Genomic DNA, 15,134 nt, shown 5'->3' on the forward strand with positions numbered 1-15,134 from the left:
GGAATCGATCGTGTTCGAACCGACTTCACAACGATGGATCGTGATCGCGCTCACACTGCTCGTCGTGGGCCTCGCGACCACCGACGCCGACGCCCGGCGGCCGCAGCCCGACGACCCGACCTCCCTCGAGCAGCGCCGGGCGGCCTGGCAGCAACACCAGCAGATGGACGAGGAGTCGCTGTTCACCGGCCTGCCGTGGCGCAACGTCGGACCGATCGTCTTCGGCGGCCGTCTCGTCGACATCGAAGTGCATCCCGACGAGCCCTACACCTTCTACGCGGCCTACGCCAGCGGCGGCCTGTGGCGCACCGAGAACAACGGACTGTCGTTCGACCCGCTGTTCGACGAGCAGTCCACCGTCATCATGGGCGACGTGGCCATCGATCCCCGGCAACCCGACGTGATCTGGGTCGGCACCGGCGAGAACAACTCGTCGCGCAGTAGCTACGGCGGACTCGGCGTGTTCCGCAGCGACGACGGCGGTGAGTCCTGGCAGTGGATGGGACTCGGCGACACCGACCGCATCGGTCGGATCCTCGTCGACCCGCGCGACTCCGACCACGTGCTCGTGGCCTCGGCCGGCCGCCTGTACACCGAGAGCGGCGACCGCGGCATCTACCTGAGCACCAACGGTGGCGACGACTGGGAGCGCGTGCTCGAGGGCGAGGGCATGACCGGCTTCATCGACCTCGTGCGCCACCCCACCGAGCCCGACGTGATCTACGCCGCGGCGTGGGACCGCCTGCGCCGACCGCACGAATTCGTCGAGGGCGGCCCCGGCAGCGGCATCTACCGCTCCGACGACAACGGCGAGACCTGGGAGCGCCTCGACGGCGGATTCCCCGAGGGCGAGAACGTCGGACGCATCGGCCTGGCCGTCAGCGCCGACTCGCCGAACACCGTCTACGCCTACCTCGACAACCAGGCCAAGCTCCCCGAGGAGGAATGGGACCTCGGCGGCGCGGCGATCACCGCCAAGCGCCTGCGCACCATGACCCGCGAGGAGTTCCTCCGGCAGGATCCCGACGAGGTCGAGCGCTTCGTCCGCACCAACGACCTACACCCGTCGATCAGCGGCGAGGACCTCACCGAGATGGTCCGCAACGGCGAGGTCACCATCGACGACCTGATCGCCTCGCTCGAGGACGCCAATGCCAGCCTGTTCGACACCGACATCGAAGGACCGCAGGTGTGGCGCAGCGACGACCGCGGCGGCTCGTGGCGCCTGATGCACGACGAGCCCATCCGCGACATGGTCTACACCTACGGCTACTACTTCGGGCAGATCCGCGTGTCGCCCCTCGACGTCGACCGCGTGTACATCCTCGGCGTGCCGATCCTGCGCAGCGACGACGGCGGTGCCACGTGGAAGGGCCTCGACGATCGCGTGATCCACGTCGACTACCAGGCCATGGTGATCGACGAGGAGCACCACGACCGCATCATGGTGGGCAACGACGGTGGCCTGGCCATGAGCTGGGACGGCGGTCTCACGTGGATCGAGGTCAATCGTAATCCCGTGGGTCAGTTCTACACCGTGCACGTCGACGACGCCGAGCCCTACAACATCTACGGCGGCACCCAGGACAACGGCACGTGGAAGGGTCCGAGCACTGCGGAGTCGGACGACCTGCACGCCTGGACCAAGATCAACGGCGGCGACGGCTTCTACGTGCAGACCGACGGCCGCGACGGCACCACCTACACCGGCTACCAGTTCGGCTACTACACGCGCATCGATCCCGACGGCAGCCGTCACCGCGTGCGGCCGCGCAACATGATCGACGAGCCGGCCCTGCGCTACAACTGGATGACCCCGATCCAGCTGTCGTCGCACAACCAGGACATCGTGTACTTCGGTGCGAACAAGCTCTTCCGCTCGATGGACAAGGGCGAGACCTGGACGGCGATCAGCGAGGACCTCACCCGCACCACGAAGACCGGCAACGTGCCCTTCGGCACCATCACCACCTTCGACGAGTCCACGCATCGCTTCGGCGAGATCTTCGTGGGCACCGACGACGGTCAGGTGTGGCGCACCCTCGACGGCGGCGTGAGCTGGACCGACATCGGCGACGGCCTGGCCGGCGACCGCTGGGTCACCCGCGTGCAGGCCAGCACCCACGACGAGGCCCGCGTGTACGCGAGCCTGAACGGCTACCGCGACGACGACATGACCGCCTACGTCTACCGCAGCGACGACCGCGGCGACTCGTGGACCTCCATCGCCGACGGCCTGCCCGCCGAACCCGTGAACGTGATCCGCGAGGATCCGCAGAACGAAGACGTCCTGTACGTCGGCACCGATCGCGGCGCCTACGTGAGCCTCGACCGCGGCGCGTCGTGGATGGCCCTCAGCGGCGGGATCCCGAACGTCCCCGTGCACGACCTGGTGGTCCAACCGCGCGAGAACGATCTCGTGGCCGGCACCCACGGCCGCAGCATGTGGGTGCTCGACGTCGAGCCGATCCAGTTGCTCGACGCCGAGCTTCGCGAGCAGCCGGTCCACCTGTACGCCCTCGAGGAGATCCAGGCCCGCCGCGGCTGGCGCGGCCGTCCGTCCACGTGGTTCCACCGCCCCGAAGAGGACGATCCCACCTACCCCGTGCGTGCCTGGTCGCGCGACGGCGGTGCGGCCACCGTCGAAATCCTCGACGCCGACGAGCGCGTGCTGCGGCGCTTCGAGGTCGACCTGCTCCGCGGCGTGAACCAGTTCGAGTGGGACCTGCGCCTCGATCCCGACCTGGCCGTCGCGGCCGAGGAGGCGCGGATCGAGGCCGAGGACGCCGCGGCCGACGAGGCGATCGAGCGCACCCTCGCCGACCGGCCGTGGTCCGAGGCCGTGCGGCTCGGCTACCCGCTGTACGTGACCGCCGGCGACTACACGCTGCGCGTGATCCACGGCGGCGAGACCGCCGAGGAGAGCCTCACCGTGAAGGCCCCACCCGAGTGGGAGCCGCGGATGACCGGACCGCTGACGCGGCCCGGCAAGCTGCACCCCTGACGATCCGGTCGATCGCGCCGGAACGACGACGAGGCGGGCCCGTCGGGTCCGCCTCGTCGGTTCGTCGTCGGGTCGCGGCCCGGGCCCCGAGTCGCGTCCCGGATCGGTCGTCGTCCGCGCGACCGGGCACCGGGGTCACGCCACGAGCCCGACGCGGAGCCGCGGACTCAGGCGGTGACCGCCTGGACGTCGAAGGCCATGCGCGCCTGTTGCAGGCGCACGAAGCGTTCGGTGTGGGCCCGGAGGCGTTCGATCTCGTCCTCGGTGCAGAACGTTTCGACCCGGTCCAGATAGGCCAGCATGTCCCACCGGTCGGCGAAGAAGGGATTCTCCTCTCCGGTCGTGCGCACGGGCAGCCGCAGCAGCATGTCCTGCAGACCTTCGTCGTGGCAGAGGATCTTGGGAGCGAGCTCGCCGCCCGACTCCACCTTCCACAGACCGATGTCGATCCCCTTGGGGACGAAGGTCCGAAGGTAGAGGGCGATCAGGCGCATCAGGCACCGGGTCTCGAGCTCGTAGGCGCGGCGGGCGGAGTCGGCCATGGCGTCCCTCCTGCGTCCCACGCTTCCAGGGTCGACCCTCGGTCCGTCGGGAGCCGACCCTCCCCGCCGCAGTGGGTGGAGCAACGGGTTCGGGCGCACACTACCCCTCGCCCCCACGACCCGACAATGAAAGCTGTGCAAAGAGCCCCGGCCCGAATCGGCCCGGGGCTCGGAGTTCACCGAAGTTCTTCAGGGGCAACCACTTGAAGACATCGTCGCCACGACACCCGGGCGCGGTCCCCACGGGCGCGCCGGCGGTCAATCCGCCCGCGCCAGCGGAGCCAGCTCCATCCGGTAGCAGATGATCTCCATGGGATCGGCATCGGCAGATCCCTCGTCGGGGCCACCCCCCATGAAGGCCTGCCGCGCCGAGATCAGATCGGTCACCACCAGCAGGTAGCCGCCCGCGAGGAACATGCCGTCGTTCACCGGATCGAACTCGCCCTGCATGCTCACCTGGCGCTCGAAGCGACCCTGCGCGTCGAAGACGTCGAAGGTGGCGAGCCTGCCCTCGGGCCGATCGTAGGTGCCGCGGCTGGTGCGCACCCAGATCGTACCGTCCTCGCGCGCGTGCACCGATTCGATCGGGTTCCAGTTCGGTTCGATGTCGTACTCGGGATCCTGGACCCAGCGTCGGATCATCGCACCCCAGCGATTCTCGATCCGCTCGATCGCCGCGTCGTCGCGCGCGTGCGGGGCGTACTCGCGTCGGATCACGTGACGCGGCGTCCCGTCGTCGTTCCAGACGTCGATCCGGTACTCCGTGAACGACGTCCGCGCGGCCACCGTCCCCTCGCGCGAGGCCGACCACGCGCGCTCGAAGCTGTTCCAGTCGGTCTCGACCAGCCGCTGGTCGTTGAACTGCATGGCCGAGGTCGAGTGGACCAGGTCCGCGACCTCCCCGCCCGACGGGTCGAAGATGCCCAGGCGCGTGGTGCGCCGGAACTCGCCCGCCTCGCGATCGGGATTGCTCACGCTGTAGACCATGGCCACGTTGCCCCCGACGGTGGTCGCGGCACTCAACCCCGGGAAGCCCTCTCCGCGCGCGGTGATCTCGAAGTTACCGGCCGGAAGCCCGTCGCGCGTCAGCAGCACCATCTTGCTCGGCCAGGCCTGGATCACACTCACCGTGCCGTCGGGCATGAGGTTCAGATCACTCGGCCGACGGAACTCGCCCGGACCCTCGCCCTCGCGGCCGATGGTCCGCAGGTAGGTGCCGGACTGGTCGAAGATCCGCACCTCCGACAACTGCCCGTCGAGCACGTAGACGTCGTTCTGGTCGTCGACCACGATGTCGCTGATCACTCCGAAGAACTCTTCGGGAGCGTCACTGTACCCGCCGAGACGCCACATTTCGGTGAGCGGGATCTCGGTGGGCGGCAGGATCGGATCGGCGGGGTTCCGGACGTGGGCGACGCCGTCGACGTCGACCTCGTCTCCCGTCCAGGACTCGGCGAGAGCGGCTGGGGACAGGAACAGGGCCAGGGCGGTGGCCCCGAGGATGATCGGACGCATACGAAGGCCTCTCGGCTGGGGACGACCAGTGCGGGCGATACGGGGGGTTCGTCCCCCGGCCGCGCGCGGATGCGCGGCCCTTGCCCTCAGCGCACGACGAAGGCCCCGCGCAGGTCGCCGACCTCGAAGCCGGTGGCCCGGTCCTGCGGGTAGAGTTCGTCCAGCCGTCCCTTCAGTTCCGGCTCGAGCGTGGACTCCGGCCCGTGACAGTTCAGGCACAGCGCCGTGCCGATCCGGATCGCCCGCATGTAGGTGCGTTCGCCGTCGCGGGTGAAGACCGTGTCCTGCATCGCCGGCCGGGCCTCGAAGGCTTCCAGGACGGAGGCTTCGACGTCGGAGGGGGCGTTGGCCGGATTGCGGTTGTTCCTCGACACCCGGGCCACGTCGAGTTCGGTCTGCGTTCCGACTTCGCGGGCGATCTCCGGGGCGCGCGTGTGGCAGACCTCGATGGCCGCCACCGGACCGCCTTCCTGCATCGCCGCACTCAGCTCCTTCTTCAGGGCCACCTGCAGGCGATTCGTGGCGGCCTTCGCGTCGGCGGCGAAGTCCTCGGCACCGGCCTGCTGCGCCGAGCCCTCCGGGCGGTCACCCCGGGCCTCACCGCCGCCTCCACCGCAACCAGCCGCCACGAGAACCAGGGCCACCGCCATGCCGGCGGCGGAAAGGAGGGATCGCTGGAATCGCTGGATCATGATCGTCCTCCGCCGATGGGAGTCGAGAGATCCGGTCAGTCGACCACATTCCGCCGGAAAGAGAAAGGGGTGCGGTCCCGACCCTCGTCGTCCCCCTCGCGCTGGGCTTCCGAGGACGGACCCGCACCCCGACGGACAACGACGGCGGGATCCGTCCGGGTTCCCGGACGGCGAACTTCCGGTCACATTTTTTTCGGGGAACACCGCGGGCCTTTGCCGTGATGCTGGGATTCCGGATCGCACATGTCTTCCCCGAGCTCGCCGGACCCTGCCGCCCATGCTCTACGATCGTCTCGAACAGATCTGGCACGCCGACCCGACGCGCCGCGGCATCGCGTGGCTACTGGTCGTCGTCTTCCTCGGCGGGCTCGCGCTGATCGAGATCGAGCGTCAGGGCCTCAACCCGTGGCCAGGGCACCTCCCCACGAATCACTTCTACGCCGTCGGCTGGGCGCTCACGCTGCTGCTGGCCGTCGAGGTCCTCGACCTGGTGTTCTCGCTGTCGGGTTCGGTGAGCCTGTCGGCCGGCAAGCAGCTCGAGATCTTCTCGCTGGTGCTGCTCCGCAAGAGCTTCAGCGAACTGAAGGAGATGCCCGAGCCGGTGGTGGTCGAAACCTTCAGCGAGCCGATCCGTCACATGGCGGCCGATGCGGCCGGTGCCCTGGTGATCTTCGCTCTCGTCGGCGTCTACTACGCCATGCAGCGCCACATTCCCATCAGCGAGGACGAGTCCGAGAAGCAGGGCTTCGTCACCATGAAGAAACGGATCGCACTGGTCCTTCTGGTGGCCTTCGCCGGGCTGGGGATCCTCGAAATCGCGCGCGCCGCCACGGGGCGTACCGGCGGAGAGGGCTTCTTCGAGGTCTTCTACACGCTGCTGATCTTCGTCGACGTGCTGATCGCACTCGTCTCGATCCGCTACTCCACCGCCTACCACGTGGTGTTCCGCTACTTCGGGCTGGCGGTGGTCACCATGTTCATCCGTCTGGCGCTCGCGTCGCCGAGCTACCTGAACGCGCTGCTCGGCATCGGCGCTGCCGCCTACGCGGTGGCCCTGACCTACGCCGTGAACCGCGTGGTCAACCGCGTGCCGAATCGGGCACTGAAGCGTCCGATCCCATGAGCACGAAGGGCGCCCAGTAGTAGGGGTGCGCGGTCTCACGCTCGGACCACAGGGTGGCGCGAGCGCGGTTGAGCGCCTGGTCGACGGGGCGGCCACGGCGCAGCAACTCTTCGTAGAAGCGGGCCATGAGCCGGCCGGTCGAGGCGTCGGCCACCGGCCACAGGCTGGCCACCACCCGCCGCGCGCCGGCGGCGAGGAAGGCCCGCGTGAGACCCACGGTCCCTTCGCCGCGTTCCAGCTTGCCGCGGCCGGTGTCGCAGGCGCTCAGGACCACCAGCTCGGTGTCGAGCGGCAGGGCCATGATCTCGAGCGTGTACAGGTAACCGTCGTCGGTCCCGGTGCGATCGCGGGCGAGCGCGACGCTGGTCAGGGTGGGTTCCTCCCGGTCGACCAGACCGTGGGTGGCGAGGTGGACGATCGACGGACGATCCGATTCCAGGCGACGGCGCAGGGCGGTCTCGGTCGCCTCGGCCCCGACCAGACCGATCGTCTCGTCCCGACGCAGGCGTTGCAGCATCTCGATCTCGCGGCGCGACTGTGGCAACGGAGGCAGGACGTCGTCGGTGCCGACGCGGGAGGAGAGCGATTCGAAGTCGGGATCGGCCAGGGCCAGCACGGTCGCGGTGGCCGCCGCCGCTCCCTGGTCGCGCAGCTGCAGCAGGAGCGTGGCCGACGGCGCATAGCCGATCGAGACCTCGCGTGCGAGGTAGCGCGCGTCCTGCCAGTCGGGGCGCTCACCGGCGGGCTCGGTGAGCAGCAGCTCGAAGGGCAGCTCGAAGAGGATCCCGTCGGGCACGATCCACAGCCGCTCGCGGTCTGCGAACCGGGCCGCCACCGGTGCCACCAGCTCTCGGTACAGGGCGTGTGCTTCGGAGGCCAGGGCGCGATCGCCGAACCCGGGGGCCTGCAGGGCGTCGCGCAGGGCCACGATCCGCGCCTGGAGCTGGTCCCGCGGGGGCAGGACGTGCAGGGAATGACCCTCGGCATCGATCGCCCAGAGGTACGAGGCGTCGTCCCCGACGGCGTAGACGAGCGCGGCGGTCTCGTCGTCGAGCCGGGCGGACAGGTCGGACGGACCGGCCAGTGTCCCACCCGCCTGCAACCAGGGTGCGGTGTCGGCGAGCCGGGCGTCGAAGTGACGCGCTAGGCGTTCCTGCAGACGCTCACGCCGGGCGACGTCGGCGGAGTCGGCGCGGTCGAGGGCGTAGAGTGAATCGAGCAGGGCGGCGATGGCCGGATCACCGTCGGCCTCGAACGAGCGGGTCACCAGCTCCAGCAGACCGCGCGCACGCGCCCGCTCGGACGTCCGGAAGGCCAGCTCCGACCATTGCCGGCGGTCCCTGCGTTCGGCCTGCCGCGCGTAGAAGTGCACCACTTCCTCGTACACGGCGCTCCGCTGCTCGACCAGGTACCCGGTGCGCAACGCGCCGCCGCCCGCGGCCGCACGATGTCGCTCGAGGGCCTCGAAGGCCGCCTCGTAGTAGGTCCGCGCACTGTCGGGCGCCAGGGTCTCGAACGAGTCCCCGATCCCGGTCAGCGGGATCCACTCGAGCTCGGCGCGACCGTTGCGCAGCAGCGAAGCGCGAACCGAGCGCAGCTCCTCGCGCGCCGCGCCATAATGCCCCATCGAGGTGAGCGCGTTGCCGCGCGTCGCCCGCAGGGGCGTGGTCAGGTCGGCCTCGACGTCCGGGTGGCGGTCGAGCGTGGAGCCCGTCAGGTCCAGGGCTTCTCCGAAGCGTCCGAGTGCGACCAGCGCATCCGCCGCCACGCGAGCGGCGGTCAGCTCGTGGAGGGCGGCATCCGCCTCGCGCGCCAGCTCCAGGGCGCGCCGTGCCGTGTCGAGCGCGCCCTCGTGATCGCCGGCCGTCGCACGGGCGAGGGCGAGGTTCGTGCGGGCGATCGCCACGAACTCCGGAACGTCGAGCTGCAGTGCGAGGTCGCGAGCGGCCGCGAGCTCCTCGGCCGCGCGGTCGAGATCACCGAGGGCGAGCAGGGCCTGTCCGCGCTCGGTGCTCAGGCGGAAGGAAAACTGGGGGTCGATCTCGTCGCCGGCCAGTGCCTCGACCCGTGCGATCTCGTCGATCGATTCCCTCAGGCGCCCCTGTTCGCGCAGAGCGCCGGCCAGGTCCAGACGGATGCCCGCCTCGAACTCGGGGGCCGCATCGATCAGCTCCAGGGCCTGGCGCAGGGACTGCGCCGCGTCACCCGTGCGCTGCATGTTCCGGTACAGCGCTCCCACCGCGTGCAGGGCCTCGAGACGACGCCGGTCGTTCCCGCTGGCCTCGAGCACCGGAACGGCCTCTTCCAGCAGTCGGCGGGCCTCGACCAGACGTCCCAGCGCCTGCTCGCAGTTCGACGCGTAGGTCAACGACGTCGCCAGGCCCACCCGATCGCCGGTGCGCGTGCGCACTTCGATCGCACGGCGATACCAGCGCAGGGCCTCCTCGAATTCGTTCTGTTGGAAGTGGACCGACCCCAGGCCGTTGAGCGTGCGGCCCTCGAGGATCCGATCGTCGATCGCGCGCCGCGCCTCGAGCGCACGCTCGTAGGCCGACTCCACGGCCGCCCAGTCGCCGGCGTACCAGTGGGCGACACCCTGTGTCCCCAGGTTGATCGCCACCGCCCGGCGATCGCCGATGGACTCGTAGAGGGACCGTGCCTCGCGCAGCAGTTCGACGTCGCGGGCGGGATCGCCCGCCTGCCGGGCCTCGGCCGCCCGGGCCTCGAGCTGCGCAGCGCGATGCTTCGTCGCGCGGTCGGTATCGCTGCGGTCGCGGTGGGCCGCCACCAGCTGCCCCGGAACGCGCGACCCTCCGTTGCCCATGTGGAGCCCCGCCAGGCGCGCCGCGAGCTCGACGTTCTCGGCCGCCCCTTCCGGGTCCTCCCCTTCGATCTCGAAGGCGATGTCGAGGAGCTGGCCGACCGCCGCCCCCACGAGCACCGAATTCTCGGCCACCGCGTCGCGCAGCTCCGACGGATCGTCGAGCCCGGCGAGCGAATCCGACTGCACGAGAAAACGCACGACCGGGTCCGCCCCCGCTTCGCGAACAAAAAGCGAGCAGAAGATCAAGAAAACGAAAAGGAACGAGGAGCGGAAACTCTGCATGATGGCTCGGAACTCCGGGACACGGCGGATCGGGGCGGACGACTCCGTGAAGGGCAGGGCGAGATCCAGTACGTCACCAGGACGGATCACCGTCAAGAATCTTCCCGCTCGATTTCTGGACTTGCTAGACTGTGATCTCTGCGCCCGGAACCGGCAGGTCCGCCGGCTCGCCCCCGACTCGGACACTCCAAACGACCCGAACAGGAGTCATTGCCCATGTGCGCCCGTCTGCTCCGCGGTCTCGTCCTGCTCACGGCGATCGGTCTCTTCGCCGTGCCGCACGACGCCCACGCCACCCAGGTCCTCGCCCTCGATCTCGACGAGCTCGGCCGCGAATCGCGGCTCGTCGTCGAGGGCCGCGTCGTCGATCAGCGTGCGTTCTGGAACGAACGCCACACCCACATCCTCACCGCCGTCGACGTCGAGGTCGACCGTGCCCACAAGGGTGACGCCCCGCGCCGGCTGACGGTGGTCCAGGCGGGGGGCGAACTCGACGGCGTGCGCATGACGGTGCACGGCATCACCCGGTGGCGCCAGGGCGAGCGCGTGCTGCTCTTCCTCGAGCCGGCCTTCGACCGGTCGTACCGCGTGGCCGGCTTCTCGCAGGGCAAGTTCGACCTGCGCACCGATCCCGAGACGGGCGAGACGGTGGCCGTGCGGCCCGCGCTCGGCGTCGAGACCATCGGCACGGCGGCCGACACCGATCGCGCCCTGCGGCTGCCGCTGCGCCGCGTGCTCGAACGCGCCGAACTGAACGTGCGGGAGGAGCGGTGATGATGAACAAGCTCCTGCTGCTCACCGCGCTCCTGCTGCTGCCCACCACCGCCTTCGCCCAGGTCGACACCGACGGCGACGGCGTGCCCGACGTCGACGACGACTGCCCCGCCGACGACGCCAGCTTCTTCGACGGCGACGGTGACGGTTGCATCGATCCCTTCGCCCACGCCCGTCACGTCGAGTTCCTCGATCCCGCCGATCTGCCGCTGGAGTACGTGATCCACGAGGACGGCGCGCCGAACATCGCCGACGACACCACGCCCTTCGCGCCGGGCGCCGACCTGCAGGCGGTGCAGGACGGGTTCGCCGTGTGGGACGGCGTGGCCGACGCCACGCTGTCGTCGAGCTATCTCGGCACCACGACCGAGCGCAACGCCGACGGCATGGACGGCATCAACCACGTGACCTTCCGCGACGAGGACTTCCTGGCGTTGTTCGGCAACGCGGTGATCGCGGTGGGCATCACCACGTCGTTCACCGAGCCGACCGAGTTCCAGGGCGCGACCGTCCGACCGGGCCGGATCGTCGACGCCGACATGCTGTTCAATCCGAACCGCACCTTCAGTGCGGGCACGTCGGACTCGGCGGTGGAGATCGTCGCGGTCGCCACGCACGAGGCCGGGCATCTGTTCGGTCTGAACCACAGCGCCCTGCCCGACGCGACCATGTTCCCGGCGCTGCCGGCCGGCTTCGACGCCACCACGCTCGAGATCGACGACGAGGTCCTGGCGTACATGTCGTACCCCGACCCCGCGTCGGTGGCGAACGCGACGCAGATGTCCGGGCTGGTGACCGACGGCACCGCGGGCATTGCCGGCGCGGCCGTCTTCGCGCTGCCGGCCGGCACCGACACGCCGGTGGCCGTACAGTTCACGCTCCCCGACGGATCGTGGACCCTCGCGGGCCTACCGCCGGGCGACTACGACGTGTTCGTGGCGCCGCTCGACGGCGGCGACGCCGTCTCGGGCGTCGTTCCGGGTTACGTCAACGATCTCGTGAACGACACCGCGCAGACCCTCTTCCTGTCGGAGTTCCACAGCACGCCCGAGTCGCTCGACGACGACCGCGATGCGCGCACCTCGATCACCCTCGCGCCCGGCGCGCCGGTGACCGGGGTGGACGTCGTGACCAATTCCGACCTCGATGCCCCCGTCGTGCTCACGAGCACACCGACCAACGGCACCGAGGACTACGCCGACGACGGGGTGATCCTCGTGCAGTTCTCCGAGCCGATCGACTTCGACACCCTCGCCGGGGGCGGAACCGATCGCATCCGGCTCGAGCGGCAGGACACCGGCGGTCCGGTGGCCCTGCAGGGCCAGGTGGTCGGCGTGGGCGACCAGGACGTCGTGGCCTTCAATCCGGCGGTGCCGCTGCAGTTCGGGGCGACGCACACGCTCACCATCGAACCCGGCGTGACCGACCTCTTCGGCAATCCGTTGGCGAGCACCTTCACCGCCGAGTTCACGGTCGAGCCGGCACCCCCGCTCGAACTCACGTCGATCGCACCGCAGCTGATCATCCCCGAAACGGTGGTCGTGATCAGCGGGCAGGGCTTCGACACGGCCGACCCGAGCTCGAACGTGGTGTCCTTCGACGGAATCACGGTTCCCGCGAGCCAGGCCACGACGACGAACCTGGTGGCCACCGTGCCCGAGGGCGTTCCCCTGGGTGCGTTCCCGGTGAGCGTCAGCAACTCGCAGGGCGCCGCTCCGGCCCCGCTGTCGGTCGAGGGCGTGACCACCACCGACGTGGCCCGCGCCACCCCGATCGCCGACATCGCCCTCGACGGCCGGCCCAACGACCTGGCCGTCCTCCCCGACGCCGACTGGACCCTGGCCGCCACCGACTTCGGTCTGGAAGCCGTGGTGACCGAGGGCAGCAGTGCGGCCTTCGGCAACGTCCTGCGCCGCGCCTTCGCCGGCGGACTCGACGGCGTGGCCGTGGCCCCGGACGGCACCCGCGCCTACGCGGTGACCGCGACGACCGGCACGCTGCACGTCATCGACGTCGACGACGGCGGGGACACCAGCATCCCGTCGTCGACCTTCGGCACGGGCCTGGCCACCCTCGCGACCGGCGCCACACCCCTCGGCGTGGCCGTCACCCCCGACGGACGCGAGGCCTGGGTCCCCACCGCCGAGGGCGTGGTGCAGATCTGGGACCTCGATGCCACCCGGCCCGAGACCTTCTTCGAACAGATCGGCGAGGTCTCTCCCGTCGGTGCCGGCCTCGAACCGACGATCGCCTTCTCGCGGGACGCCACACGTGCCTACCTGCTGACCGACGACGCGCTCGAGATCGTCGAGACGGCGGCTCCCGGAACACCCGACGTCGTGTCGATCCCCGCCGGTCCGGTGGGCGTGGTCGAGGCACCGCAGGGCAACGTGGTCTACGTGAGTGATCTCGACGGTCAGATCAGTGTGATCCCGGTGGGCGCGAGCACGCCCAGCCAGGTGATCGACACGTCGGCCTCGCTGCGCGGCATCGCGGTGAGCCCGACCGGCGGACTGGCCTACGCGGCCGACCGTCGCGACGAAGAGGTCACCGTGGTCGACCTTCGCGAGAGCGAGCCGACCTTCCGGACGGTGTTGGCCGACTTCGCGGTGAGCGAGGATCCGATCGACGTCGTGGTCTCCCCCGACGGCCAGCGCGTGTTCACCATCAGCGAAGGCGCGCAGACGCTCGGGCTGTACGGGATCGGGTTCGGCCCCGTGATCGAACGGATCTTCCCGCCCTTCGTCCGGCCCGGCGACCTGATCACCATGGGCGGACGCAGCTTCGCCGTGTGGGACACGACGCTCGTCTTCCCGTCCGGCTACAGCGAGGTCGACTTCGACGGAACCGTGGTCGGCTTGAACGGGGCGAACCCGAATGCGGTGAGCGCCACCACCGACCAGCTCTGGGCGCGCGTGCCGGCGGCCTACGACGGCGGTCCGATCCGGGTGGTCTCGCTGCAGCCCCCGATCACGCGCGCGGTGGACCCGCAGCCGGATCTGCAGTTCTCCAATCCGGCCTTCGTGAACGTGTGGACGGAGGACCAGCTCGACCGGACCCGGTTCACGCCGATCGGGGGACCCTCGGTCCCGATCGTCGACCCGACACAGGCATCGGTGAATCCCGCCCCGCTGATGCACCCGCAGGGCGACTACCTCCTGGTGGACGACGGCACCACGGCCTACGCCGTGGACGTCCGCGAGGACAGCCCCACCTTCCTGCAGGTGATCGACAGCTTCCCGATGGGCGCCTTCGACCCCAACTCGCGCGACGGCAACTTCGGAGCGACCCGCGCCTTCACGCCCGACGGCACGAAGATCTACACGCACAATCGCAAGGTGCTGAACTACTACGACGCCCGGATCGACAGCCCGACCTTCGGGCAGCGCCTCGGCGTGGTCGACCTGAGCGCCATCGACGTCAGCGACGGCATCTTCCAGTTCGACAGTCTTCGTTCGCTGGCGATCTCCCCCGACGGGAACACGCTGGTGGTCGGCGTGAGCCTGCGCGAGGGACTGGGCGTGGTCTCGCTCGTCGGTCAGACGGCGAACGAGGCCATCGCCTTCATCCCGACGAACAGCGGCAGTGCGTCGTGGGACATCGAGTTCCACCCGAACGGGCGCTGGTTCTACTTCGTCGAACCCCAGGACGGTGGCTTCGAGGTGATCGATCTCGATCCCTTCTCGCCGAACTTCGCGACGTCGGTGGTCGGGTTCCCGGGCGTCGGTGGCGAGAACGTCCAGGACGTCGCCTTCCGCAAGGACGGCCGCGGCGTATGGGCGCTGACCCGCGACGGCGGCCTCGGCGGCCAGTGGAACCTCTGGCTCGGCGAGTTCACCGACAGCCCGGCCGACGTGTCCTTCTCGACGAGTCAGGTGGTCGAGGTCGCCAGTCCCACCGGACGCGCGCAACTCGAACTCCACCCGAACGGCCGCCGTGCGGCCGTGATCATTCCCGAGCGCCGCGTCGCCTATCTCGATCTGGAACCGAGCTTCGAGGCCGGCAACCCCGACCTGTTCCGCAACAACTTCGGCATCACCTCGCTCGGCCTGTTCTCGTTCTCGGGAGTGTGGGCGCCCGACGGCGATCGCTTCTACGGCGTGGAACAGACCGACTCGGTGGTGCGCAGCTTCGACTACAGCCTCGGCGGCGTGGCCATCGGCACGGTGGTGCTCTCGGGCGACGACCAGGTCGGCGTGGCCGGGGAACGGCTGCCCGCTCCGGTGCGCGTGCTCGTCGTCGACGAGGGTGGCGGCGGCGTGCCCGAGGTGCCGGTCCGCGTGCTCGTCGACGGCGGTGGCACCGTCGACGGCGGCCAGACCGATCGCTACTACGTGTCCGACGAGAACGGCGAGATCGCGATCGACTGGACCCTCGG

The 15,134-nt window shown here is 69.9% G+C and carries 8 protein-coding genes; 4 read left to right on the plus strand and 4 right to left on the minus strand.

Annotated elements, in window-relative coordinates; all coding sequences use genetic code 11:
- Positions 1 to 10 precede the first annotated feature (10 nt).
- Positions 11 to 3,004, plus strand: a complete 2,994-nt coding sequence (locus VKA86_09135) for a glycosyl hydrolase (GenBank protein HKK71370.1) — start codon at positions 11 to 13, stop codon at positions 3,002 to 3,004.
- A 167-nt stretch (positions 3,005 to 3,171) separates the two neighbouring features.
- Here the strand turns inward: VKA86_09135 and VKA86_09140 are convergent, their stop codons facing one another.
- The 3 genes from VKA86_09140 to VKA86_09150 all read right to left on the minus strand — a co-directional run bounded on the left by VKA86_09140 (position 3,172) and on the right by VKA86_09150 (position 5,753).
- Entirely contained in the window at positions 3,172 to 3,546 is a 375-nt protein-coding gene (locus VKA86_09140) for a hypothetical protein (GenBank protein ID HKK71371.1), read from the minus strand.
- 258 nt (positions 3,547 to 3,804) lie between these two features.
- On the minus strand, positions 3,805 to 5,061 hold the full coding sequence (locus tag VKA86_09145; GenBank protein HKK71372.1) for a 6-bladed beta-propeller: 1,257 nt from the start codon (positions 5,059 to 5,061) through the stop codon (positions 3,805 to 3,807).
- A gap of 86 nt (positions 5,062 to 5,147) precedes the next feature.
- Positions 5,148 to 5,753 (minus strand): DUF3365 domain-containing protein, encoded by a 606-nt coding sequence (locus VKA86_09150; protein ID HKK71373.1) that lies wholly within the window; start codon positions 5,751 to 5,753, stop codon positions 5,148 to 5,150.
- Positions 5,754 to 6,030: 277 nt separating this feature from the next.
- Here VKA86_09150 and VKA86_09155 point away from each other — a divergent pair, with 277 nt between their 5' ends.
- Positions 6,031 to 6,876 (plus strand): hypothetical protein, encoded by an 846-nt coding sequence (locus VKA86_09155; GenBank protein HKK71374.1) that lies wholly within the window; start codon positions 6,031 to 6,033, stop codon positions 6,874 to 6,876.
- Here VKA86_09155 and VKA86_09160 read toward each other — a convergent pair.
- On the minus strand, positions 6,833 to 9,898 hold the full coding sequence (locus tag VKA86_09160; protein HKK71375.1) for a CHAT domain-containing tetratricopeptide repeat protein: 3,066 nt from the start codon (positions 9,896 to 9,898) through the stop codon (positions 6,833 to 6,835). The two genes, VKA86_09155 and VKA86_09160, sit on opposite strands and share 44 nt — an antisense overlap.
- Positions 9,899 to 10,198: 300 nt before the next feature.
- Between VKA86_09160 and VKA86_09165 the strand changes: the two genes are divergently transcribed.
- Both VKA86_09165 and VKA86_09170 read left to right on the plus strand, forming a co-directional pair.
- A complete protein-coding gene (locus VKA86_09165) occupies positions 10,199 to 10,756 on the plus strand; it encodes a hypothetical protein (GenBank protein ID HKK71376.1) in 558 nt (185 codons plus the stop codon).
- Positions 10,756 to 15,134: Ig-like domain-containing protein (locus VKA86_09170; protein ID HKK71377.1), on the plus strand; the 4,379-nt coding region annotated here is incomplete at its 3' end. The genes VKA86_09165 and VKA86_09170, both read left to right, overlap by 1 nt.

It is taken from the genome of Candidatus Krumholzibacteriia bacterium, assembly GCA_035268685.1.
Classification (GTDB): domain Bacteria; phylum Krumholzibacteriota; class Krumholzibacteriia; order JAJRXK01; family JAJRXK01; genus JAJRXK01.

Coding starts and splice junctions, on each gene's coding strand:
- VKA86_09145 (HKK71372.1), bottom strand. CDS start 5,061: ATGCGTCCGATCATCCTCGGGGCCACCGCCCTGGCCCTGTTCCTGTCC.
- VKA86_09165 (HKK71376.1), top strand. CDS start 10,199: ATGTGCGCCCGTCTGCTCCGCGGTCTCGTCCTGCTCACGGCGATCGGT.
- VKA86_09140 (HKK71371.1), bottom strand. CDS start 3,546: ATGGCCGACTCCGCCCGCCGCGCCTACGAGCTCGAGACCCGGTGCCTG.
- VKA86_09155 (HKK71374.1), top strand. CDS start 6,031: ATGCTCTACGATCGTCTCGAACAGATCTGGCACGCCGACCCGACGCGC.
- VKA86_09150 (HKK71373.1), bottom strand. CDS start 5,753: ATGATCCAGCGATTCCAGCGATCCCTCCTTTCCGCCGCCGGCATGGCG.